Source organism: Thermomonas sp. (assembly GCF_046293095.1).
Classification (GTDB): Bacteria; Pseudomonadota; Gammaproteobacteria; order Xanthomonadales; family Xanthomonadaceae; genus Thermomonas.
Window position 1 is genome coordinate 39,512 of the sequence record NZ_JBKBPN010000004.1, and the last position, 19,393, is coordinate 58,904.

The 19,393-nt window shown below is 69.2% G+C and carries 15 protein-coding genes and 1 pseudogene; 2 read left to right on the plus strand and 14 right to left on the minus strand.

Features of this window, described 5'->3' with window-relative positions; translation table 11 throughout:
• The first annotated feature begins 92 nt into the window (after positions 1-92).
• Positions 93-3,179, plus strand: a complete 3,087-nt coding sequence (locus tag ACK4SG_RS08925) for a TonB-dependent receptor domain-containing protein (RefSeq protein WP_409601390.1) — start codon at positions 93-95, stop codon at positions 3,177-3,179.
• A gap of 78 nt (positions 3,180-3,257) precedes the next feature.
• On the opposite strand, the gene ACK4SG_RS08930 is transcribed toward ACK4SG_RS08925, so the two are convergent.
• The 13 genes and pseudogenes from ACK4SG_RS08930 to oleC all read right to left on the minus strand — a co-directional run bounded on the left by ACK4SG_RS08930 (position 3,258) and on the right by oleC (position 17,868).
• Positions 3,258-4,232: a hypothetical protein gene (locus ACK4SG_RS08930; protein ID WP_409601391.1), complete on the minus strand. Its 975-nt coding sequence runs from the start codon at positions 4,230-4,232 to the stop codon at positions 3,258-3,260.
• On the minus strand, positions 4,229-6,622 hold the full coding sequence (locus ACK4SG_RS08935) for an LTA synthase family protein (protein ID WP_409601392.1): 2,394 nt from the start codon (positions 6,620-6,622) through the stop codon (positions 4,229-4,231). Before ACK4SG_RS08935 ends, ACK4SG_RS08930 begins: the two co-directional genes overlap by 4 nt.
• Complete coding sequence (locus ACK4SG_RS08940; protein ID WP_409601393.1) at positions 6,619-7,905, minus strand: YaiO family outer membrane beta-barrel protein; 1,287 nt, start codon at positions 7,903-7,905, stop codon at positions 6,619-6,621. The genes ACK4SG_RS08935 and ACK4SG_RS08940 overlap by 4 nt, the downstream gene beginning before the upstream one ends.
• Positions 7,906-7,933: 28 nt before the next feature.
• Complete coding sequence (locus ACK4SG_RS08945; RefSeq protein WP_409601394.1) at positions 7,934-9,397, minus strand: glycosyltransferase family 2 protein; 1,464 nt, start codon at positions 9,395-9,397, stop codon at positions 7,934-7,936.
• Positions 9,398-9,399: 2 nt separating this feature from the next.
• Entirely contained in the window at positions 9,400-10,464 is a 1,065-nt protein-coding gene (locus ACK4SG_RS08950; protein ID WP_409601395.1) for a HEAT repeat domain-containing protein, read from the minus strand.
• A 342-nt stretch (positions 10,465-10,806) separates the two neighbouring features.
• On the minus strand, positions 10,807-11,448 hold the full coding sequence (locus ACK4SG_RS08955) for a lysophospholipid acyltransferase family protein (protein ID WP_409601396.1): 642 nt from the start codon (positions 11,446-11,448) through the stop codon (positions 10,807-10,809).
• Positions 11,445-11,858: an alternative ribosome rescue aminoacyl-tRNA hydrolase ArfB gene (gene arfB, locus ACK4SG_RS08960; protein WP_409601397.1), complete on the minus strand. Its 414-nt coding sequence runs from the start codon at positions 11,856-11,858 to the stop codon at positions 11,445-11,447. The genes ACK4SG_RS08955 and arfB overlap by 4 nt, the downstream gene beginning before the upstream one ends.
• A gap of 45 nt (positions 11,859-11,903) precedes the next feature.
• On the minus strand, positions 11,904-12,626 hold the full coding sequence (locus tag ACK4SG_RS08965) for a pseudouridine synthase (RefSeq protein ID WP_409601398.1): 723 nt from the start codon (positions 12,624-12,626) through the stop codon (positions 11,904-11,906).
• A 13-nt stretch (positions 12,627-12,639) separates the two neighbouring features.
• Positions 12,640-14,292, minus strand: a complete 1,653-nt coding sequence (ubiB, locus tag ACK4SG_RS08970) for a ubiquinone biosynthesis regulatory protein kinase UbiB (protein ID WP_409601399.1) — start codon at positions 14,290-14,292, stop codon at positions 12,640-12,642.
• Positions 14,289-14,927, minus strand: coding sequence for an SCP2 domain-containing protein (locus tag ACK4SG_RS08975; protein WP_409601400.1), 639 nt, complete (start codon positions 14,925-14,927; stop codon positions 14,289-14,291). Before ACK4SG_RS08975 ends, ubiB begins: the two co-directional genes overlap by 4 nt.
• Positions 14,928-14,992: 65 nt before the next feature.
• Positions 14,993-15,139: pseudogene (locus tag ACK4SG_RS08980) on the minus strand (DUF1328 domain-containing protein); the annotation flags it as partial.
• Positions 15,140-15,223: 84 nt separating this feature from the next.
• Positions 15,224-16,219 (minus strand): 2-alkyl-3-oxoalkanoate reductase, encoded by a 996-nt coding sequence (gene oleD, locus ACK4SG_RS08985; RefSeq protein WP_409601401.1) that lies wholly within the window; start codon positions 16,217-16,219, stop codon positions 15,224-15,226.
• Entirely contained in the window at positions 16,216-17,868 is a 1,653-nt protein-coding gene (gene oleC / locus ACK4SG_RS08990) for an olefin beta-lactone synthetase (protein WP_409601402.1), read from the minus strand. The genes oleD and oleC overlap by 4 nt, the downstream gene beginning before the upstream one ends.
• Positions 17,869-17,961: 93 nt before the next feature.
• Here oleC and ACK4SG_RS08995 point away from each other — a divergent pair, with 93 nt between their 5' ends.
• Positions 17,962-18,342 (plus strand): YkgJ family cysteine cluster protein, encoded by a 381-nt coding sequence (locus tag ACK4SG_RS08995; protein ID WP_409601403.1) that lies wholly within the window; start codon positions 17,962-17,964, stop codon positions 18,340-18,342.
• A 139-nt stretch (positions 18,343-18,481) separates the two neighbouring features.
• On the opposite strand, the gene ACK4SG_RS09000 is transcribed toward ACK4SG_RS08995, so the two are convergent.
• Positions 18,482-19,384, minus strand: coding sequence for an alpha/beta fold hydrolase (locus ACK4SG_RS09000; protein WP_409601404.1), 903 nt, complete (start codon positions 19,382-19,384; stop codon positions 18,482-18,484).
• Between the last annotated feature and the right edge of the window lie 9 nt (positions 19,385-19,393).

Here is a 19,393-nt window from a genome sequence, read left to right on the forward strand (position 1 = left end):
AGCGATGGCCTGACCGGGGGATTTCCCGCAGTCGTTCGTCATGAAGCCGTAACGGTGCCCAACCCGGGCATCCCTGGGGGAAAAACCACGCCATGAAACCGTCCCGTCCACTGCGTGTCCTGTTGTTGTCGCTGGCCTGCTCCGCCGCCCTGGCCGCACAGGCGCAATCCGCCACCCGCCTCGATATTCCCGCCGGTGATCTCGCCGGGGCATTGGACGCCTATGCCCGCCAGACCGGCACCCAGCTGGTGTACCGCGCCGATCAGCTGAAGGGCGCACGCAGCGCCGGCCTGCGGGGACAGGCCGCTTCGCCGCAGGCCATTGATGCGCTGCTGCAGGGCAGCGGCTTCCGCGCCCAACGCGATGCCTCGGGTGCCGTGCTGATCGTGCCGGCGGGCACCGGAACGCAGCCGGCCACCCCCGCGCGTCCGGCCCCGCAGGCACGCCCCGCGCAAGCCGCCGCGGATGCCCCGGTGACCAACCTGGATGCCGTCCAGGTCACCGGTTCGCGCATCCCGCGCGCGCAGGTGGAAGGCCCGGCGCCAATCACTATCGTCACCGCCGAGCAGATCAAGGCCTCAGGCCTGACCACCGTACCCGATGTCCTGCGCTCGCTCAGCCAGAACAGCGGCAGCGTGCAGGGCCAGCAGAACACCACCAGTGCTCAGTCCACCCCTGGCGCGCAGGCGGTCGACCTGCGCGGCATGGGCCCCAACCACACTCTGGTACTGGTCAACGGCCGCCGGATCGCCGACTTCCCGCTGCCACTCAACAGCCGTAGCAACTTCACCGACATCGGCAACATCCCGCTGGGAATGATCGATCGCATCGAAGTGCTGACCGGCAGTGCCTCGGCGGTGTACGGCTCGGACGCGATGGCCGGCGTGATCAACTTCATCCTGAAAAAATCCACCGACGGCACCACCATCGACTACCGCTATGGGGACACCTCGCGCGGCGGCGGCGAATCGCACGACCTGACCCTCACCTCGGGCTTCGAGCGCGGCGCCTTCAGCGCCATCGTCGGCCTGGAACTGATCGACAAGCGGCCGCTGTGGGGCTATCAACGCGGCATCCAGGACTCCACCCTCGACGCCCCCACCGCGCGCCGCCGATTGCCACGCCTGATCGCCCAGGTTTATGACTGGGACGACGATGTCAACATTGCGCCCGTCGATGGTTGCGCGGCGCTGGCTGGCCTCAATGAAGGCACCACGGTATTCGCCGAGGACCGCTTCGGCGAGCCTTACTGCGGAAGCGACCGCGCGATCGCCTATCGCACCATCCAGAACCAGCGCAAGGGCGCAAGTGCCTACGGCGCGTTCGAATACCGGATCTCCGACACACTGTCCTGGTTCGCCGATGTGCAGCTGGCAAGGCAGACAGTGAAGCTCTTGACCGGCACCAATGGCAACGACGTGGTCAGCGACCACATGGGCTGGGAATTCCACGACCCCGCCTCGACCGGCAACTATCGCCGCAAGATGTTCTTCAATGCCGCTACCGGCCATTACGAGATCTGGTCGCGCCAGTTCACCCCCGAAGAAATCGGCGGGCTTGCCAACCGCATGAACACCACGGTCCAGAAGACGCTGGCCCTGACCACCGGCTTCAACGGCAGCTTTGGCGAAGACTGGGGGTGGGAGGCAGCCTACAACCACTCCGAGTACAAGGCCGATGTGGACATGCCGCGCATCAGCGCAGCGGCCGCGAATGCCTTCTTCCTGGGCCCCCGATTGGGCTATGACGCCGACGGCTACGCGATCTACGATGCCGATCCGGCCCGCCTGTTCACCCCGCTCACACCGGCACAGTTCGCGACGTTCGGGGTAATGTCCCGCTGGCATCCGCAAGCAAAAAACGACAACCTGAGCTTCACCACCGATACCACCCGCTTGTTCACCCTGCCGGCGGGCGATGTGGGCTTCGCGGGAACCATCGAATACGGCCGCCAGCACTACGCCCTCAATCCGGACCCGTTGGCGCTGACCGAGGATGCCTACTATGGCCCGCGCTACGGCGACGGCAAGGGCAGCCGAAACCACTGGGGCGCGGCGGGCGAGCTGCGCATGCCGCTGCTGTCCGGCCTGCAGGCCAGCGTGGCCGGCCGCTATGACCGTTACAGCTACGGCAACAAGAATCCTGGCAAATTCACCTACAGCCTGGGCCTGGAGTGGCGTCCGCTGGACAGCTTGCTGGTGCGCGGTTCCTACGGCACCGGCTTCCGTGCACCCGACATGCATTACCTGTTCGCCGAGGACGACTACTACCGCACCCGTTTCGCCACCGACTACTATCAGTGCCGCCTCGCTGAACCCGGCTATTCCAACGCCGACTGCTACGATGACGGTAGTTGGGACGTGAGTACGTTCGACGTCTATACCGGCAACATGGCGTTAGACGTGGAAACCAGCAAATCGATGACCGCAGGCTTCGTGTGGTCGCCCAGCACGCGGTTCGACATCGCGGTGGACTATTTCAGCATCGAGGTGATGAACCAGGTGCAGTCGCAGGACCGCGATCGCCTGCGCGCAACCGAAGCCGATTGCCGGCTGGGCATGACTGCCGACGGCACCCCGGTGGACATCCACTCGCCGACCTGCGTGGACGCTCTGGCGCGGGTGATACGCGACAGCGACGGCACCATCACCAGCGTCCACTTCGGCCCGATCAACATCGCCCGGGAAAAGACCTCGGGCATCGACATCACTGCCAACTATCGCCTGCAGACGGCCAGCGCTGGCAATTTCCGCTTCACTGGCAACTACACCTGGCAACGCGCGCACAGCCGCCAACTCTATCCCGGCGACCCGAACGAAGACATGCTGGATGTCAGCTTCGCCGATGCCACCCTGCCGCGCGTGAAGTCCAACATCGGTGCGAACTGGGATCGCGGTGCGTGGGGTGCCAGCCTGTTCGGGACTTATCTGGGACGGGTCGCCAACTACGCCAACGATGCGTGGACGCCCGCAACTTGGCGCTTCAATGCCGGTGCGCGCTACGACGTCAGCGATCATTTCCGGGTCTCGCTGACGATCAACAACCTGCTGGACAAGATGCCGCCGAGCGATCCGACCTGGTCGAACTACCCGTACTACGACACCTCTTGGTTCGACAGCTTCGGGCGCAGCTACTTCGTGCAGCTGACGTACAAATTCGGCGGCAAGCCGCTGGACTGACACCGTATCCCACCCCCGGCGGAATGCCCCGAACGCCCCGGCTCGCCGGGGCGTTCGCGTTCCGGCATGCCGGGGTGGCTAATCGGAGGCCGGCGCTGGCGCACCGACAAAGCGGCGGTAGCCTTCGTAATGGTGGAAGACGAAGCCGCCAAAACTCCGGCGCCCGCCGTAGGCGGCTTCGACCTTCGCGGCCTCGCGTTCAAAGGCGGCCTCGTCCATGCCGTGGAAGCTCAGTTTGGCCGGTTCGCCGGGGTTGAACTCCAGGCCGATCACCACGCGCTTGCCGATGCGATCCGCGTAGGCCATCTCGTCCTCGGCATGCGACAGGATGGAGTCGCGCCCCTCGGCCCGGTTGCGGTAGTCCATCAGCGCCACGTAGTCAGTGAGGTCGGCGACGTGCTCGCTGACGGGCTTGCGCGCACCGCGCCACGCCAGGGCGATGCCGTCCCACCAGAACGGCATCGCCGGGCCAATCGGCAGCGCTTGGCCCGAGCGGCGCCGGGCGGCCATCATCGCCGCGGTCATGTCGAGGAAGCCGCGCAGCAGGCGCGGGCGGGTGGCGTCCTCCCACGTGTCCAGCAAATGGGGCTCGATGTCGTAGTTCACGCCGTCGAAGCGCGCGTCCGGCGTCGCCGCGGCGTTGTAGTCCAGCACCCGCTGCAGCATCGCGACCGCCTTGCGCTGGTGCCGCGGCAGGACGTAGCGCTCGGTGTGCAGGTACCACGAGCCCAGCAGCGCGTAAACGCGAATCCCGCGCGCATGGGCAGCGCGGATGAACGCACGATAGCGGGCCGGCTGCTGTACCAGCAGGTTGCGCCCCTGGAAAGCATCGGCATAGAGGTAGATCATGTCGATGCGCTTGTGCTGCAGGAACGCCAGCGCCTCGTCGGCCACCTGCGGTGACTCCAGCAGGGCGTAGGACGGGCGCTCCCAGGCCCAGACCGCGCGCGAAGCGTGCGATGCCGCATGCACCTCCGGCGCCGCTTGCGCGGTGGCCGCCGCTGCCAGCACCAGCAGCAGCCCCAGCAGCGCGCCGCGGACCGCACCGGTCATGGCGCTGCGGCCGGCACGTCCAGCGGCAGGTGGAAGCGCCCGCGCCCGACCGCCTTGCCGGTGGCCGGATCCGACGGCAGCACCGAGACGAAGTACCGTCCTGGCGCCAGCGCCGGCACTGCCAGCGACAGCAGCACCTCGCGGCGCTCGTGCGCGCGCAGCTGGATGGCGCTGCCATAGGCTTCCCTCAGCTCGCGTCCATCTTCGCCGGTCAGCACCGCCAATGGCACAAAAGTCCGGGAGTCGTGGGCGTCGCCATTGACGAAGGCTGCCGCCACGCGCACGCCGTCCGCGGCGCGCTCCAGGCGCACGGCCTCCATGCCAACTCCCGCCGGCAGCGCGGCGATGGCCAAGGGTGCCGCCGGCGTTGCGTTCTGCATCCCCGCTGCATAGGCCACCAGGCGCGGCTGATCGCCCTCCGGGGACAGCACAAGACTGCGCAGGAAGCGGGCATTGGCTGCCAGGTAGGCCTGCAGCCGGCCGGCCACCTGCGCGCGCACGCCGTCGTCATCGACCTCGGACGCGCGGATGCCGTCCTGCAGCTCGAACAGGCGGCCATCGTGCAGGAACCAGTGTCCGGACACGAAATCGGGGACGCTGGTCTTGGTCTGCTTCAGCGGGAATTCGTGGGCGCTGCGGAAAGTTTCCGCCATGTCCAGACCCGTGCCGGTCCAGGTCACCCGCGCCGGCCGTTTCAGCCCGTAGGTGTGGGACAGCAGGGCCAGCAGCGAGGGGGTCACGTCCAGATGCGAGGACACCGCGCGGATACGAGCCGGCCGGCGCAGCAGCGGCGAGAACACCAGCAGCGGCACGTGGTAGCGCTCGATATGGGTATCCATCGGGATTTCCGGCAGCCGATGGTCGCCGGTGATCACGAAGAGGGTGTCGGCATACCAGGGCATGCGCGCCACCTGCTCGAAATAGCGGCGCAGCTGGTCGTCGGTGTAGAGGATGGCGCTGTAGATGTCGGCCTGCGCGCGGTACGGTGCGCGCCGCGCCTGCGGGATTCCCAGCGCCTGCAACCGCGCCTCCACGCCAGCCCTGTAGGCCTCCTGGCCCGGGAAGCGATAGTTGGTATGCATGCTGATGGTCTGCATGCCCAGTACGAACGGCGGGCGCAGGCGGCCGCTGTCGGCCAGCACGCGCGACACCAGCTCGCGGTCGGGATAGCCCCACTCGCTGAAGGGGTTGCGCTGGTAGCCGGGGCCGAAGCGATGCAGATCGACGATGTCGTCGACTCCCTGCCGCTGCAGCAGCCCGCGTTCGTTATCGAAATCGGCATCGGTACCGAGGTAGAAAGACCCGTGGTAGCCCTGCCGGCGCAGCACGTTGAACAGCCCGGCATGCGCCGGCATCTTCGGCCCCAGCGCGGCAAACCCCTGCTCGGCCAGCGGCAGCGAACCCAGCAGGGCCGGCAGCACCCCGAAGGTGCGGCCCTGGTTGGCCAGGAAGTTGTCGAAATACAGGCTGCGTGCGGCCAGCTCGTCAAGGAAGGGCGTGAAGCTGCCCAGCGGTGCGTCCGGGCCCGAGAACGACCGCCCCAAGCCCTCGACCACGACCACCACCACGTTGGGCGGGCGGCCATCCCGGGTCGGGCCGAAGTACGGCCCCAGCGCATCGGGAGTGGTTTCCTCGTGCAGGAACGGATAGGCCGGATCCCCGCCCGCAGGCGACGCGGCGACACGGGCCGTCGATGCTGTCGCCGTCGCGATCGGCGCCGCATCCATGCGCCACCAGCGCAGGGCATCGGTGACGAAATAGGCGCCTTTGCTGGTCGCGACGGCGCGGGCATCTTCGCTGCCCAGGCCACGTGCCCCGGGCGCCAGTGGCAGCATCCATGCGGCCAGGCACGCCAGCGCGAGGCCGCCCCACCAGGCAGGCCGCGCGGTAGCGGCGCGGCGACCGCGCCAGACCAGCACCGCCCACAGCGCCGCCAACGGCATCAGCATCGCCAGCGCACCGGCCGCACCAATGCCGCCGCCTGCACCCCCCACGGTGGTGCGGATCTCGTCGGCGCTGTAACCGAACAGGTCCGCACCCAACGGCACGCGCGCCACCAGGTAGTACTGCTCCAACCCGGCCTGCAGCAGCAGGAACAGCGACCACAGCCCGCCCACGCCCGCCAGCGCGGCGCGGCGCCAACGCAGCGCCGCCAGCGGCCAGGCCAACAGGCAGAGCAGCGGCAGGGCGCGCAGCAGGAACAGCAGCTGGCTGCCCACCGCGACCGGAAGCACGGCTGCCCAGGCCGCGTCATCCGGCAGCGCGCGCACGGCGGACCACAGCGCCAACACGCATTGCCCTGCCAGCAGCGCAGGCCACCAGGCCAGCAATCGGCTGACCGCGGTATCGCCTCCACCCGGGGAGGCAGCAGGAGCGTTCTCGCGCCTCACCAGCGTCGATACAGCGCGATGGAGAGCTGGCGCTCGTTGAAGCCGTCGGCGTCGTCGGCATAACCTGCGCCCAGCTTGACGCCCCAGTCGCTGCGGAAATAGCGCACCCAGCTGACACCCACCGAAGCGCTGCTGTTGCGCACCAGCGCGCCGCTGCGGTCAAGGTCGGCAGCGCGGCCGTGGCTGGCGCTGACCTCCAGATAGTCATCGGCGTTGCCGCGGTAGTAGTTGCGCACCACGCCGCGGTGGCTCCAGCTGCCCGAACTGACGCCAGGCACGTGCTGCAGCTTGTAGCGCAGGTACCAGTTGCCGACATAGCGGCCCACGCCGACGCCATAGAACTCGGTGTCCGAACTGAAGCGCAGATGGTCGACGCTGGCCGACAGCTCCCAGCCGCTGCCGACCCCCTGGAACACCTCCACCCGCCACGCATCGCGCGGCAGCACGCCGCTGGCCGGGCCTCGCTGGTAGCGCAGGTTGGCGTATGCGCGCGACCACAGGGACACGTAGCTGTCCAATGCCCACGCATCGTCGCGACGCCCGAAGTGATCGGCCTGCAGCCACTCCAGACCCAGCGAGCCGAACCCGAACTGCCGGCGCAGGGTCAACCCGGTGTCCGTCCACGCATCGCGCCCGCCGCTGAAGGCGATGCGGTCCACGCCGGCGCGCAGCGACCAGCGGTAGCCGTCCGCGAGCATCGCGTCAGGCACGGCGGTCCGGACCACCGTACTCTCGTTGAGCGCCGCCACCTGCGCCGGGTCGGCGCCGTTGGCTGCCGCCGCCGCAAAATCGGCACGTGCGGCCTGCATGTCGCCGGCCGCCCGCCACGCGCGGCCGCGAGCGATGCGGGGCTCTGGATCCACGGGCGCCAGAGCCACCCAATGGCCATAGGCCTCCGCCGCTTCGGCCGGGCGGTCACTCCACAGGTACAGATCGCCCAGCGCCGACCACGCGTCCGCATAGTCGGGCTTGGCGGTGGTCACCGCGCGCAGATCGACTTCGGCCTCCGCATAGCGGCCCGCCCACGCGTAGGTGCGCCCGCGCGCCAGTAGCACATCGCTGTTGCCGGGCGACGCCTGCAGCATCTGGCCGTACAGGGCGATCGCCTGCTCGCGCAGGGCAGGGTCGCCGGCGGTGGCCAGCGCGCGCGCGCGCTGCAGGCGGGCCTCGTACCCCTCTTCCGCGGCGTCCTGCTGTGGCAGGGCCGACACCGGCGGCAAATACGCATGGCCGCCCAGCAGCACAGCATGGAGAAGCGCGGGATACAACAGGCTCGTGGTCATGGGCAGCGTGGGTCTTTGTTCGTGAGGATCAGGAAGCAACCGGAGCGGTGGAGTCGACATGGGGCTCATGGTCCTGCCAGTCGGCCCGGCGGCGGACATGGCCCCACTTGGAACGGCGGCGCGGTTTCAGCACCCAGCGCACCAGCCCGACCACCCGGAACAGGGAAGTCATCTGCCGGTAGCCGAAATTTTCCAGCACGGCGACCAGGAACAGCCGGAGCTGCTGGGCCGGACGAGGATAGAGGTGGAAGGAAATCTCCTCCAGCATCATCGCATTCACCGACAGCAGCACGCCCAGACCGATGGACGCGAACAGGAAAGCGAAGAACGCCTGCGCCGACAGCATCCCCAGCAAGCCCAGCACAATCACCGAGGCATAACCCAGCACCTCGATCACCGGTCCCAGGCACTCGAACACCAGCATGAAGGGATAGGCGACCCAGCCCACGGCCCCACCGTTGCGGCGGAACATCAGCCGCCAGTTGCCGAACAGACTCTCTGCCAGCCCCTGCTGCCAGCGCACGCGCTGGTTGTAGAGCGAACGCAGGTCCGACGGCACCTCGGTCCAGCAGATCGGATCGGGCACGAAGGCGATCTTGTAGGGCCGCTTTTCCTCGCGCATGCGGTCATGCAGGCGCACCACCATCTCCATGTCCTCGCCGACTAGGTCGCTCTTGTAGCCGCCTGCGGCAATCACGCGCTCCTTGTAGAACACCCCGAAGGCGCCCGAGATGATCAGCAGCGCGTTGATCGGCGACCAGCCCAGCCGGCCGAACAGGAACGCACGCAGATATTCCACGGTCTGCACCAGCGGCAACACCTTGTCCGGCAGCTCCACCTTCGAGAGCATGCCGTCCTTGACCTTGCAGCCATTGACGATGCGGATCACGCCGCCGGTGGCGATCATGGAGGAATCCTCCAGGAACGGCTGCACCACCCGCGCCAGGCTGTCGGGCTGCAGGATGCAGTCGGCGTCCACCACGCAGAACAGCGGATAGCGCGCGGAGTTGATGCCAGCATTCAACGCATCCGCCTTGCCGCCATTCTCCTTGTCGATCACGCGCACGCGCCCGCCCTGGGGCGCGGCGAAGACGCGCTTGACGTGCGCAGTTTTCAGGCGGCTGCGATAGGCCTCGGGAAACTCCACCAGGCCGAAGGCGTCGACCACCGTCTGCAGCGTGCCATCGGTGGAGCCGTCGTTGATGACCACGACTTCGAAATTCGGGTAGCCCAGCCGCAGCATCGAGCGCACGGTGCTGATGATGGTCCGCTCCTCGTTGTGCGCGGGCACCAGGATGCTCACCGGCGGCTGATAGTCGGCGAAGTTCTTGATCCGGAAACTGGCGCCGTGCTCGCGGACGTAGCGCAGGATCGCGAACATGGCGATGAAATTCAGCGCCAGATAGACGAGGTTGATGCAGATGAAATAGACCAGAAAGCCCCATTGCATCGCGATCAGGACATCGGGCAACCCCGCTGGTACCCAGGTCATGTTCACGTTGTTATCTCCAGGGTCTGTTCGGCGATCACCTGGGTGAGGATGTCGCGCGCAAAGCGGTCCTGCTGGGCCTCCCGCAGCTGGCCCAGCATGGCCTCGTCGCCGCCCAGCAGATGCGCGATTGCCTGTGCCGTGCGATAGCGTACCCACCACTGCGGATCCGCCAGCAGCGGCAGCAGGATTTCCACGTCGTGGCGCTGCCCAAGCCGGCCCAGCGCCGATGCCGCATGCATGCGCACATGCCAGCGCGGATGCGCCAGCAGCGGTCGCACCTTGTCCAGATCAGCGGGGTCGGTCATGACCTGCAGGCAGGTGGACAGCAGGTGCTCGTCATGCGGCTCGGAAAGCACCGCCCGGATGACCTCCGCTGCCGCCTCCGGGCTGACATCGGCCAGGAAGCGGACCAGCCGCGAGGCGACTTCGTCATTGGCGCGCAAGGCGGCGCTGCACAGCGGATCCTTGACGATGTCGGGTTCGGCTTCGCTCAGCAGCTGCGCCACACCGCCGTCCACCCAATCGTGCCGGGCGACGATCTGCGGCACCACTTGCTGCACGGCACGCTGCGGATCGATCCGCATGAGCGCGCGCGCAGCGCTCATCGAGATGATCGGGCTGGCATCGTCGATCAGCGCGGCCAGTCGCTCAAAGCTGGAGGCGCTGCGCAGGTAACCGATGGCGATGATCGCCATCACCCGGTCGTGGAAGCTGCCGCGCGCCAGCAGGCGTTCCAGCTTGGGCGCAGCGCCGGCCCGTTCGGCCACTGCGCGCATGCCGGGGTCATCGGCCTGGCCCGGCATGTCATGCAATTCGTTCCAGGCGTCCACGAACCCGCTCACGTCCCGCATGGTCAGCGGTGGCACCTTGGCGGGTGGCGCTTGCCGGGCATCCGCCAGCACGCCGCGCCAGAACGCGGCGGCCCGCTGGTGTTGGCGCTCGCGCCGCTGCGCCAGTTGCCGCAGCACCAGCACCGCCGCCATCAGCAGCAGGGCGGCCACGGTCACCGACACCCCCACCCAAAGGGCGAAGGCGATCTGCGCATCGGCATGCAGCGCTGGGGTCATCGGCCCATCGCCCATCGGTAACCACCGGCACGGGACGCGATCGCCAGCACGCCGTGCAAGCGGCCCGCGCGCGCAGTCCGCGCCCTTGCGGGCCAGGACGGTGGGGCGAGAACGCGGCAGGGTGGGTACATGGCGGTTTCCGGCAAGGTGGATATCTCAGGCACACGCGTCCACGCGCCCGGCTGGGCACGCGTCACCCCGATGCGCCCGGGATGGCAGCGCGGGGCAGCGGGCAGCGGGCAGCGATGAACTGTGACGCAAATCCCATGCCAAACAGGCTGCGGCCTGTCATCGGCGTGTCATCCGCGCGAAAGCAGGAAGGCGACCGACGCGGTGCGTCAGTTATTGACGCGGCGCAGCATCCTCGACCGGCTGTACTACGTCATGGTTGCGTCCCCGGAAGGGGGCATACCAGCGCTGGATGCGGGCGATGTCGGCGGTTATGTCGGCCGTGGTGGCAAACACCGGGCCGAGGGTGATGGTGCGGCTGGGGTAATCGAACGCCGCCACGATCACCGGCACGCCGGCGCCGCGGGCGATATGCCAGAAGCCGGGCTTCCAGCGCTCCACCTGGCGGCGGGTGCCTTCGGGGGCCATCGCATACCACATGCACGGCGACGCCCGCAGGGCGGCGATGGCCTGCCCCACCACGCCGTGCGGCGCGGCGCGGTCCACCGGGATCACGCCCTGCCAGCGCAGCAGCGGCCCCAGCAGCGGAATGCGGAACAGGCTGTGCTTGCCGAGGATGGACAGGCGCACGCCCATGGCCAGCTTGGCGGCGATCCCCCACACCCCGTCCCAGTTGGACGAGTGCGGGGCGGCCACCAGCACCGCCCGCGGGATGTCCGGGAACGCGCCCTCCATGTGCCAATCGCCCAACCGCAGCGCGGTCCGCCCCAGCCATTCCATGGCCCGGTTGCGCGGCATCCGCGGCGCCTGCGGCGGCAGGGCCAGGACCACGTCCCTGGCTGCGGCATCGCTCATTCCCACCCCTGGCCGCTGCGGCCCTGCTTGACGCTGGCGCGCCCGCGCTTCTCGCGCAAGCGCCGCTCCTTCGAGGCGCGGGTGGGGCGGGTGGCGATGCGTGGCGTCGGTGCGCTCAACCCGCTGTCGATGAAGGCGGCCAGCCGTTCCCGCGCATCCTCGCGGTTGCGCTCCTGGGTGCGGAAGCGCTGCGCCGACAGCACCAGCACGCCCTCGGCGGTCATCCGCCGGTCGCGCTTGGCCAGCAGGCGCGCACGCACCGCCTCGGTCAGCGACGGCGATCGGGCCACGTCGAAACGCAGCTCCACCGCCGTGGCGACCTTGTTGACGTTCTGCCCGCCCGGCCCGGACGCGCGCACGAAGCGCTCGATGAGCTCGTCGTCGTCGATGGAAAGATGGCCAACCCGCATGCCGCGATCATAAAGCGAGCCGTCCGTCCCCGGCAGATCGCCGCCTCAGGCCAGGTCCGGCCCGAACAGCGCCAGCGCCTTCCCGAACTCGGCATCCGGCGGCGCCAGCACCTCGACGCACTCGCCCGAGTGCGGATGGGGGAAGGCCAGCCGGCGCGCATGCAGCAGCATGCGGTGGATGCCGAGCATGCGGAAGTTCCGGTTGTGCCGGCCATCGCCGTGGCTGGTGTCGCCGATCAGGTGATGGGAGATGTGCTTGAGGTGCCGGCGGATCTGGCGAAAGCGCCCGGTGCGCGGCGAGGCCCGCAGCAGCGCGTAGCGCGAGGTGTCGAACCCCGCCGATGGCACCGCCAGTTCGCAGGTGGCCAGGACCTCGAAGTCGGTGACCGCGTCTTTTTTCTGCGGCTTGCCGGGCCCGCCATCCAGCGGATGGTCGACCACGAAGTCGCGCTGCGCGGGCCAGCCGCGGCACACCGCCCAGTAGTCCTTCTCCACGTCGTGCGCCATCAGCGTCTTGCCCAGCGCCGAGGCCGTGTCGCGGTCGAACGCCAGCAGCAGGCAGCCGCTGGTGGCGCGGTCCAGGCGGTGCACCAGGAAGATCGAACGGCCGAACTGCTCGCGCAGGCGGTCGGCCGCGAAATCGGTTTCGCCCCGCGCCAGTGCGCTGTCGTGGACCATCAGGCCGGCCGGCTTGCAGACCACCGCCAAGGCGTCGTCCGCATGCAGGACCGGCAAGCCAGCCGACGCGTCGTGCGGCGCCTCCGTCATCACCCGCGCCGCCTCAGCGCCGCGGCCAGGCCGCCAGCAGCGCCCACAGGCCGCCCAGGCCCGCAACCCAGGCGGACACCGGCAGCGCCAGCACCTTCGGCCCACCCGCGTCGAGCGCGTAGAGGACCGCCGCCACGATCAGCAGGCCAACGCCGAGGATGGACGCCACGATGCGGCACTGCATCGCCGCCAGCGTCTGGCTGATCTCGCGCACGTCGGCGGAACGCATACTCAGCTCGTGCCCGCCCTGCACCTGCTGCTGCAGCCAGGCATGCAACAGGCGCGGCATCTCCGGTGCGCGCGTCACCAGCTCCGGGATCTGCTTGCGCAGCTCGTCCAGCAGCCGGCGCGGGCTGTAGCGCTCGGCCAGGATGTCTTCCAGCACCGGCTTGGCCACCGCCCAGATGTCGATCCTGGGATCCAGCTGGCGGCCCACGCCCTCGATGTTGAGCAGGGTCTTTTGCAGCAGGATCAGCTGCGGTTGCAGGGTGAGTTCGTAGCGTTGCGCGGTGCGGAACAGCTTGACCAGCACCTCGGCCAGCGAGATCTCGCTCAGCGGGCGGGTGAAGTACGGCTCGCAGACCGCGCGCGCTGCCGCTTCCAGCTCGTCGATGCGGATGTACGCCGGCATCCAGCCGGCCTGCACGTGCAATTCGGCGATGCGGCGGTAATCACGGTTGAAGATCGCCATGAAATTCTCGGCGAGGTAGTACTGATCCTCGCTGGAGAGCTGGCCCATGATGCCGAAGTCCAGCGCGATGAAGCGCGGATCGTCTTTCCGCGCCGGATCCACCCAGATGTTGCCGGCGTGCGCATCGGCGTGGAAGAAGTTGTCGCGGAACACCTGCTGGTAGAACACGCGCACGCCCTTGGCCGCCAGCGCCTTGCGGTCGATGCCGGCCGCATCCAGCGCGGCGATGTCGTCGGACGGGATGCCGCGCACCCGCTCCATGGTCATCGCACCGTCAGCGGTGTGGCTCCAGATCACCTCGGGCACGTACAGATCCGGCGAGCCCAGCCAGTTGCGCCGCAGCAGGCTGGCGTTGCCGGCCTCGCGCTGCAGGTCCAGTTCCGCCGCCAGCGTGTTCTCGATCTCGGCCACGATGTCGCGCGGACGGATTTTCTCGGCCTTGGGATGGGTGCGCTCGACGATACCGGCGATGCCGTTGAGCAGCGCGATGTCGGCGGCGATCTGGCGATCGATATCCGGCCGCAGCACTTTCACCACCACCTCGCGGCCATCGTGCAGCGTCGCCGCGTGCACCTGCGCGATCGACGCCGAGGCCAGCGGCACGGTATCGAAATGGGCGTAGGCCTCGGCCACCGGGCGGCCCAGCGCCTGTTCCACCATCGTGCGGGCGCGCTCGCCATCGAACGGCGCGACGCGGTCCTGCAGCTGGGTCAGTTCCTCGGCGATGTCGGGCGGCAGCAGGTCGCGACGGGTGGACAGGATCTGCCCGAACTTCACGAAGATCGGCCCCAGTTCCTGCAGTGCCAGGCGCAGGCGCGCACCGCGCGACAGGGTGGCGACATCGCGCGATGCACGCGGCACGAACGGCCGCATCAGCCGCAGCCAGCGCTCCGCGGGCGTGCCGTCCAGCAAGGCGTCAAGCCGGTAGCGCAACAGCACCCGGCCGATCCGCCAGGCGCGCAGGGCGGACTTCATGCGGCCAGCCCCCGCTCGCGGCGCAGGCGCGCGACCTTGGCGGCGATGCGCTCGACATCGTCGCGCAGCGCATCGACGTCGTCATGGAACGCGTCGAGCTCGGCGCGCGGCACCACGTCGCGACTTTCCTCGGTGACGAATTCGGCAGCCGTTTCGGCGAGGTTGCGGCCGGCGGTCTTCGCCTGCCGCAGGGCGGCGGCCGCGGCCTTGGCCACCTGCACGCCCAGCACCTCGCCGAACACCGCCACGAAGGGCTGCTGCCAGTCGGGGTCGAAGCCCTGCGCGAGTTTCTGCAGGCGACGCGCCAGCTCGGCATCCCCCTCGATGCGCAGCTTGCCGACCGGCGGCGCCGCGCTGTCGCGGAACACCGGCAGCTGGCGCAGCAGCCCGGCCAGCGTGGCGCGCACGCCCAGATCCGGCGCCGCCTCCACCTCCACCGGCCCCACCCGCAGCACCTCGCCCACCACCCGCACCTGCAGCGCCAGCGGCGGCGAGGCCAAGATCAGCGCGATGCGCTGGCCATCCAGCGCGCGCAGCCCGGCGCGGGTGTCCGGATCCAGCGCCAGCGCCCGGTTCAGCGCCAGCTCCAGCGCACGGCCGGCAGGGTGTTTCCAGTTGAAAGCGGGCTCGGTCATGCGCGCATTGTAGGGCGCCCGGCGCGCCGGCAGCGGCCTGGTCGGCGCGCCCGCCGGTCAGGCTTTCTTTCGCAGGAAGCCACCACAGCCAGGATCAGGAAGACGATGAATAAGACCTTGGCAATAGTGGCGGCCAGACCTGCCAAGCCGCTGAAGCCCAGGAACGCTGCGATCAGGGCGATGACGAGGAAAACCAGCGCGTAGTGCAGCATGGGGCCACTCCGTTGCGTCGCGCCGGATTGGCGCAGGGCCACCTTGCCCCGGGGCGGATCACGTCCGGGTGAAGGCAGGGCGGCTCAGCCCCGCAGCGACGCCTGCAGGCGCGCCAGCCCGTCCGCCATCGACACGCGCGGGACGTACCCGAAATCGCGCGCGGCCGGCGCCATCGAATACCAGTGCGGCGTGGCCAGCTGCTCGGCCAGGAAGCGCGTCATCGGCGGGTCCCCGCGCAGCGGCAGCGCTGTCCACAGCCCCTCGCAGACCGCGCCCAGGACGTAGGCCGCGCGGAACGGGATGGAGGCGTGCACCTCCGGCGCACCGGCGGCGCGCAGCAGGCCGTTGAGGACGTCGCGCAGCGGCCACGGCTCGCCGTTGCTGATGAAGTAGGCGCGGCCGGCGCAAGCCGCGCCGGGGCGCAGGTGGTCCAGCGCATCGACGTGCGCCTGCGCCGCGTTGTCGATGTAGGTGGTGTCGACCAGGTTGCCGCCACCACCGACCAGCCGCAGGCGGCCGGCGCGCGCACGCTCGACCAGCCGCGGCAGGATCTGGGTATCGCCCGGCCCCCAGATCAGCCGCGGCCGCAGTGCCACCGTCGCCAGCGCCGGGCCGTTGGCGGCCAGCACTTCGCGCTCGGCGATGATCTTGGTCGCGGCGTAATGCGCCTTGACGCCCTCGCCATACGGCACTTCATCGGCCGAGGCGCCCTCCACCGGATGGGTGGCGCGATGGGCCACGCTGGGCGTGGACGTGTGGACCAGGCGGCCGATGCCGTGCGCGCGACATGCGGCGATCACGTTGCGGGTGCCGGTGACATTGGCGTCGAAATAGCGCTGGTAGCTGCCCCAGGTCCCGGCCATGGCGGCGTTGTGCAGCACGGCGTCGAAGCCGCCGGCGAATGCGGCCAGCACCGCGTCCCAGTCGGCCAGGTCGGCCTGCCGCTGCGGAACGCCCAGCGCATCCAGCGCCGCATGGCGGCTGCGACTGACGCTGGTGACGTCGTGGCCACGGGCCAGCAGCGCCCGGCACAGCGCCTGGCCCAGGAAACCACCGCCTCCGGTCACCAGCAGCTTCATGCGCGCTCCTTGGCAACGTGTGCGGCCGCCCATACCGCCAGCGCCTCGCGGCCGATCTTGGCGTTGTGGCGGATATCCACCGGGAACGGCTTGGGGTAATGCAGGAAGCGTTCGATCCGGGCGGTGTGAACGAAGCCCTGTGCGATGTGGCGCAGTGCGTCGGCCACCTCGACCGGGTTGGCCTTGACCCCAGGCCGGAGTTCGAACACCAGCACCGGCTGCTGCGCACCTGCCGGGCCAACGCCGACCAATGCGGTGCGCAACACCTGCGGATGGGTGTTGAAGATCGGCTCCACCTGTTCGGTGCACAGCGTGGTCTGCGCATCGACGACCACGCGTTGCGACTTGCGGCCGCAGAACCACAGCCGGCCCTCGCCGTCGAACCAGCCCAGATCACCCATGCGGTGGACGATGCGATGGCTGCCGTCGGGCAGCGTCTCGTGAATCTTGGCCAGGGCGGTCTGGGCGTCGCGGTTGAAATAACTGTCGGTGGCGCTGGGGCCTGCGACGGTGATTTCGCCCACCACACCCGGCGGTACTTCCTGCACCTGCGACCAGTCCGCGATCGGGCCGTCGCTGATGGCGATGATGCGCACGGTATTGCCGGCCACCGGCCGCCCCACGCAGGTGCCCGCGCCGGTCTCGGTGCGCGTGCCCAGCGTGAGCAGCTCGCGGCCTTCGATCACCGCCACCGGCAGGCATTCGGTGGCGCCGTACGGTGTCCAGAACTGGGCCTCCCGCGGCAGCAGTTCCAGCATGCGCCGCACCACCGCGACCGGCACCGGCGCACCGGCGCTGGTCACGCGTCGCACCGTGGGCAGCGCCTCGCCATGCTCGGCCAGTACCCGCATCAGCGCGGGCGAACCGAATAACTGGGTGGCACCAAAGCGCGCGATGGCCGCATGCAGCTTGCGCGGATCGGCCTGCGCCGGCCGCGTGGGGTCCATGTCGGGGATGATGCTGGTCAGGCCCAGCGCCGGGTCGAACAGCGCAAACGGCGGGAAGGTGGGGAAATCCACGCCACCCGGCGTGATCCCGAATGCCTGCCGCAGCATGTCGATCTGCGCCACGAAATGGCGGTGCCGGTACACCACGCCCTTGGGCACGCCGGTACTGCCGCTGGTGAACAAAATCGCGGCCACGTCCTCGCCATCGGTGGCGGCCAGCTGCGGCCCGGCACCGGCGCCGTCGGCCTCGATACGCGCCAGCGTGGCATCGGCCAGCAGCGGCCAGCGCCCGGTGGTGATACGCACCGACGCCGAGCGCGCCCAGCCCAGCAGCGTCTTGGCCAGCAGCGCCAGCGGAATGCCAATGAACGCCCGCGGCTGCGCCTCGTCCAGACACTGCTTCAGCGCGCGCCGGTCGATGCCGGGATCGACCAGCACCGGCACCGCCCCGGCCTTGAACAGGGCAAACATCAGCAGGAAAAACTCGGGCGTGGGCCGCACCATCACCACCGTGCGCGTGCCGCGCCCGATGCCGTGCCGGGCCAGACCGGCGGCGATGGCGTCGCTGCGGGCATCCAGCTGCGCATAGGTCAACGCCACGTCATAGCGGCCACGGCGACCGGGGCAGCGGATCGCCACCTGGTCGGGCTGCGCCTGGGCCAGCCGCGGCAGCGCGGCTGCGATGTTGCAGATCGAGGTCATGGCCGCATTATCGCCGCCCCACTGCGCCTCTTGCGCGTGGGCCCGGCGCAGAGAAAAATTGCCCCCTTTTCCCCGCCGCGCAAGGCCGCGCCCATGCATCCCTGCCTGACTTGCGGTGCCTGCTGCGCCTATTTCCGGGTCAGCTTCCACTGGTCGGAAGCCGACCCGGAGTTGGGCGGCACGGTGCCACTGGCATTGACCGAGCCGTTGCGCACCCACGAGCGCGCGATGCGCGGCACCTCCCAGGCACACCCGCGCTGCATTGCACTGGATGCGGACATCGGCCGCTACAGCCGGTGCACCATCCACGATCGACGGCCTTCGGTGTGCGCACTGGTGCCGGCAAGCTGGGAATTCGGTGCCGCCAGTGCGCAGTGCGACAAGGCGCGATTGGCGCATGGCCTGCCGGTCTTGACGCCTGACGACTGGGTCGGGGTGGCCGAAACCGACAAGAATCCTCTGCCGGATATCTAGGGAAGGCCTGAACAGCGCCATCCTGGCGTTGTCAGCCCGCGCCCGGCCGGGCCCATGTTTTGGCTTGGCTCATACGCATCCATCTGGCCGGCGGAGCTCTGCGAATGGTGTGGAGATTTCCTGGACCTGCGCCCAGCGATCAGCGCGCAGGGGTCTCCAGAAAGTGGCGGATCAGCGGCACCAGCACCTCGTGCTTGTCTTCCAGCACGTAGTGGCCGGCATCCGCGTAGGCATGCACCTCCGCATCCGGCAGCGCCTTGCGGAAGCCGTCGAGGAAGTGCTTGTCGAAGACGAAATCCCGCAGGCCCCAGCCGAGAAACACCGGCCGGTCCGCGTAGCCCGGCAGCGCCCTGGCGCTGGCCTGCACCAGCGGCATGGCGCGATCGCCGTCGTGCAGCGGGATGTCCTGCATGAAGCGCAGGGTGGAGATCGCATTGTCCCAACCGTCGTACACGCCGGCATACGCCGCGCGCACGGCCTTGGGCAGCGAACGCCGGGTGCCGAACCACGCCGCACCGCGCGCGAACAGATTGAAGCGGCGGATCAGCCAACCACCCAAGCGCGAGTCGCGCCCCAGCGCCAGCCGCGCCGGGAAGCGCTTGGCCGGCGGCAGCGGGAACGCGGCGGTGTTGGTGATGACCAGGCGCTTGACGCGCGCGGGATCGCGCAGCGCCCAGCCAAAGCCGATCGCCCCACCCCAGTCGTGCACCGCCAGCGTGACCGGGCCCTTGATGCCAAGGTGCTGCAACAGCGCAGCCACGTCATCGATGCGCGACTGCAGGGTGTAGTCATAGCGCGGTTGCGCCTGCGGGCCATCATCGGGGCGATCACTCAGCCCCATGCCGACATGATCCGGCACGACGCAGCGGTACCTGTCGCGCAGGCCCAGCACCAGATGGCGCCAGTAGTAGCTCCACGACGGATTGCCGTGCAGCATCACCACCACCTCGCCATCGCGCGGGCCTTCGTCAAGGAAGGACATGGCGATGCCGGGACGAACCTCGAAGCGGTGCGGGGTAAAGGGGTAGTCGGGAAAGCGCATCCGCTCATT

What these genes read in the sequence shown, in the direction of transcription:
- ACK4SG_RS08925 (WP_409601390.1), top strand. Translation starts at nt 93, where the DNA reads ATGAAACCGTCCCGTCCACTGCGTGTCCTGTTGTTGTCGCTGGCCTGC.
- ACK4SG_RS08930 (WP_409601391.1), bottom strand. Translation starts at nt 4,232, where the DNA reads ATGACCGGTGCGGTCCGCGGCGCGCTGCTGGGGCTGCTGCTGGTGCTG.
- ACK4SG_RS08940 (WP_409601393.1), bottom strand. Translation starts at nt 7,905, where the DNA reads ATGACCACGAGCCTGTTGTATCCCGCGCTTCTCCATGCTGTGCTGCTG.
- ACK4SG_RS08945 (WP_409601394.1), bottom strand. Translation starts at nt 9,397, where the DNA reads ATGACCTGGGTACCAGCGGGGTTGCCCGATGTCCTGATCGCGATGCAA.
- ACK4SG_RS08950 (WP_409601395.1), bottom strand. Translation starts at nt 10,464, where the DNA reads ATGACCCCAGCGCTGCATGCCGATGCGCAGATCGCCTTCGCCCTTTGG.
- ACK4SG_RS08955 (WP_409601396.1), bottom strand. Translation starts at nt 11,448, where the DNA reads ATGAGCGATGCCGCAGCCAGGGACGTGGTCCTGGCCCTGCCGCCGCAG.
- arfB (WP_409601397.1), bottom strand. Translation starts at nt 11,858, where the DNA reads ATGCGGGTTGGCCATCTTTCCATCGACGACGACGAGCTCATCGAGCGC.
- ACK4SG_RS08965 (WP_409601398.1), bottom strand. Translation starts at nt 12,626, where the DNA reads ATGACGGAGGCGCCGCACGACGCGTCGGCTGGCTTGCCGGTCCTGCAT.
- ubiB (WP_409601399.1), bottom strand. Translation starts at nt 14,292, where the DNA reads ATGAAGTCCGCCCTGCGCGCCTGGCGGATCGGCCGGGTGCTGTTGCGC.
- ACK4SG_RS08975 (WP_409601400.1), bottom strand. Translation starts at nt 14,927, where the DNA reads ATGACCGAGCCCGCTTTCAACTGGAAACACCCTGCCGGCCGTGCGCTG.
- oleD (WP_409601401.1), bottom strand. Translation starts at nt 16,219, where the DNA reads ATGAAGCTGCTGGTGACCGGAGGCGGTGGTTTCCTGGGCCAGGCGCTG.
- oleC (WP_409601402.1), bottom strand. Translation starts at nt 17,868, where the DNA reads ATGACCTCGATCTGCAACATCGCAGCCGCGCTGCCGCGGCTGGCCCAG.
- ACK4SG_RS08995 (WP_409601403.1), top strand. Translation starts at nt 17,962, where the DNA reads ATGCATCCCTGCCTGACTTGCGGTGCCTGCTGCGCCTATTTCCGGGTC.
- ACK4SG_RS09000 (WP_409601404.1), bottom strand. Translation starts at nt 19,384, where the DNA reads ATGCGCTTTCCCGACTACCCCTTTACCCCGCACCGCTTCGAGGTTCGT.